Origin of the sequence: Phenylobacterium sp. (assembly GCF_030693805.1) — a bacterium.
Taxonomy (GTDB): domain Bacteria; phylum Pseudomonadota; class Alphaproteobacteria; order Caulobacterales; family Caulobacteraceae; genus Phenylobacterium.
Window position 1 is genome coordinate 1 of the sequence record NZ_JAUXZW010000374.1, and the last position, 3171, is coordinate 3171.

At 67.6% G+C, this 3171-nt stretch carries 2 protein-coding genes and 1 pseudogene; all 3 read right to left on the bottom strand.

Annotated elements, in window-relative coordinates:
- Positions 1-1284, bottom strand: a 1284-nt coding sequence (gene atpD, locus Q8M88_RS14895) for a F0F1 ATP synthase subunit beta (protein ID WP_305597945.1), incomplete at its 3' end; no start/stop codon positions are given.
- Between the two features lie 21 nt (positions 1285-1305).
- Positions 1306-2178, bottom strand: coding sequence for a F0F1 ATP synthase subunit gamma (locus tag Q8M88_RS14900; protein ID WP_305597946.1), 873 nt, complete (start codon positions 2176-2178; stop codon positions 1306-1308).
- Positions 2179-2192: 14 nt separating this feature from the next.
- A pseudogene (gene atpA, locus Q8M88_RS14905) lies at positions 2193-3171 on the bottom strand (F0F1 ATP synthase subunit alpha); the annotation flags it as partial.

Sequence of the window (3171 nt, forward strand, 5' to 3'; positions counted from 1 at the left end):
CATGCCCAGGATGGCGATGATGTCCTTCAGCGCCTTGTACTGCTGCAGGATCTCCTGGACCCGGCGGGCGGTGCGGTAGTGTTCCTCGCCGATCACCAGCGGGTCCATGATCCGCGAGGTGGAGTCGAGCGGATCCACCGCCGGGAAGATCGCCTGGGCGGCGATGTCGCGGGACAGAACGGTGGTCGCGTCCAAGTGGGCGAACGAGGCGGCGGGCGCCGGGTCGGTCAGGTCATCGGCGGGAACATAGATCGCCTGCACCGAGGTGATCGAACCCTTGGACGTCGAGGTGATCCGCTCCTGCAGGTTGCCCATCTCGGTCGCCAGCGTCGGCTGATAGCCCACGGCGGAGGGGATGCGGCCGAGCAGCGCCGACACTTCCGAACCGGCCTGGGTGAAGCGGAAGATGTTGTCGATGAACAGCAGCACGTCCTTGCCTTCCTGGTCGCGGAAGTACTCGGCTTGCGCCAGGCCGGTCAGGGCCACGCGGGCGCGGGCGCCGGGAGGCTCGTTCATCTGGCCGTAGACCAGGGTGCATCGGCTCTCGCCGCCGCCGCCCGCCTGGTTCACGCCGGACTCGATCATCTCGTGATAGAGGTCGTTGCCTTCGCGGGTGCGTTCGCCGACGCCGGCCAGCACCGAGTAGCCGCCGTAGGCCTTGGCGATGTTGTTGATCAGCTCCTGCATCGTCACGGTCTTGCCGACGCCCGCGCCGCCGAACAGGCCGATCGTGCCGCCCTTGGTGTAGGGGCACAGCATGTCGACGACCTTGATGCCCGTCACCAGGACTTCGGCCGAGGTCGACTGCTCGGCGAACGACGGCGCCTCGCGGTGGATGCCGCTGGTGAAGTTGGAGTTGATCGGGCCGGCCTCGTCGATCGGGTCGCCGATGACGTTCATGATCCGGCCGAGCGTCGCAGGTCCCACCGGCACGGTGATGTTGCGACCGCTGTCGGTCACCGGCTGGCCGCGGGTCAGGCCCTCGGTGGTGTCCATGGCGATGGTGCGCACGGTGTTCTCACCCAGGTGCTGGGCGACTTCCAGCACGAGGCGGAACGGCGCGCCGGTCCGCTGGTCGATGTTGGTGGTTTCCAGCGCGTTCAGAATGGCCGGCAGGTGGCCTTCGAACTCGACGTCGACGACGGCGCCGATGATCTGCACGACGCGCCCGGTGGCGACGCCCTGGATGGTCGCCGCGCCCGCGGCCGAAGCCGCCGCAGCGGGGACCTTCGGGGCCTTGGGGGCCGCCTTCTTCGCGGGAGCTTTCTCGGTGGTGATGGCCATAGGGTCCAACTCTCTTGTGGTCTAGAGCGCCTCGGCGCCGGAGATGATCTCGATCAGCTCCTTGGTGATCTGCGCCTGGCGTGTGCGGTTATATTGCAGGGTGAGGCCGGCGATCATGTCGCCTGCGTTGCGGGTGGCGTTGTCCATCGCGGCCATCTGGGCGGCGAAGAAGCCGGCCTGGTTCTCGAGCATCGCCGAGAACAGCTGGGTGGTGATGTTGCGCGGCAGCAGGGTGTCGAGGATGGTCTCCTCGTCCGGCTCGTACTCGTAGGACGCACCCTTGAGATCGACCAGCGGCGCGGCCCCTTCGACCTGGGCCGGGATCAGCTGCTGGGCGGTGGGCGTCTGGGTGACCACCGACTTGAAGCGGCTGAAGTAGAGGGTGACCACGTCGACTTCGCCGGCCTCGAACAGGCGGCGGATCTCGCCCGACACCTGCTCGGCGACGGCGAGCGACGGCGCGCCGCCGGCGTCGAAGTGGGCGATGAAATTGGCGCCGAACAGACGGCGCAGCTGGTCGCGCGCCTTCTTGCCGACGGTGATGATCTTAACGTCCTTGCCCTGGCCGATCAGGCTGCCGATCCGCTCGCGCGCGGCGCGCACGATGCTGGAGTTGAAGCCGCCGGACAGGCCGCGGTCGGCGGTGGCCACCACGACAAGGTGGCGGCGATCCGCCCCCGTGCCGACCAGCAGGCGGGGCGCGCCGTCGCCGGAGATGCCCGCCGCCAGATTGGCGATCACCGCGGCCATGCGCGCCGCATAGGGCCGCGCGCTCTGGGCGTTGTCCTGCGCGCGGCGCAGCTTGGCCGCCGCCACCATCTGCATCGCCTTCGTGATCTTCTGCGTGGCGCGCACGCTTCCGATCCGATTGCGCATTTCCTTGAGGCTGGCCATCTGGCGGGTCGGCCTTACGCGAAGGTTTCGTTGAAGGCGACCAGCGCCTTCTTGAGCTCGTCCTCGAGATCGGCCGAGAGTTCCTTCTTGGTGCGGATCGAGTCCAGCAGCGGCTGATGCTTGCCGTGCAGGCGCGCCAGAAATTCCTGTTCGAAGCGTCCGATGTCGCCGACTGCGATGCCGTCCAGATAGCCGCGGGTGCCGGCGTAGATCACGCAGACCTGCTCCTCGACGGCCAGCGGCGAGTACTGGGGTTGCTTCAGCAGCTCGGTCAGGCGCTCGCCGCGCGCCAGCATGCGCTGGGTGGAGGCGTCGAGGTCGGAGCCGAACTTCGCGAAGGCGGCCATCTCGCGATACTGGGCGAGTTCGCCCTTGATCGGCCCGGCGACCGTCTTCATCGCCTTGATCTGGGCGGACGATCCCACGCGCGACACGCTGATGCCGACGTTCACCGCGGGGCGGATGCCCTGGAAGAACAGGTCGGTTTCCAGGAAGATCTGGCCGTCGGTGATCGAGATCACGTTGGTCGGGATGTAGGCGGACACGTCGTTCGCCTGCGTCTCGATGACCGGCAGCGCCGTCAGCGAGCCGAGGCCGGCGTCCTCGCCCATCTTCGCCGCGCGCTCGAGCAGGCGGGAGTGGAGATAGAACACGTCGCCCGGATAGGCCTCGCGGCCCGGCGGGCGGCGCAGCAGCAGGGACATCTGGCGATAGGCCACGGCCTGCTTGGACAAGTCGTCATAGATGATCACGGCGTGCATGCCGTTGTCGCGGAAATATTCGCCCATCGCGCAGCCGGAGAAGGGCGCGAGGAACTGCATCGGCGCGGGATCCGAGGCCGTCGCGGCGACGATGATCGAATAGTCGAGCGCGCCGCGCTCTTCGAGCACCGTCACGAACTGCGCGACGGTCTAACGCTTCTGGCCGATCGCGACATAGACGCAATACAGCTTCTGGTTCTCGTCGGGGCCGTCGTTGTTGGCCTTCTGGTTC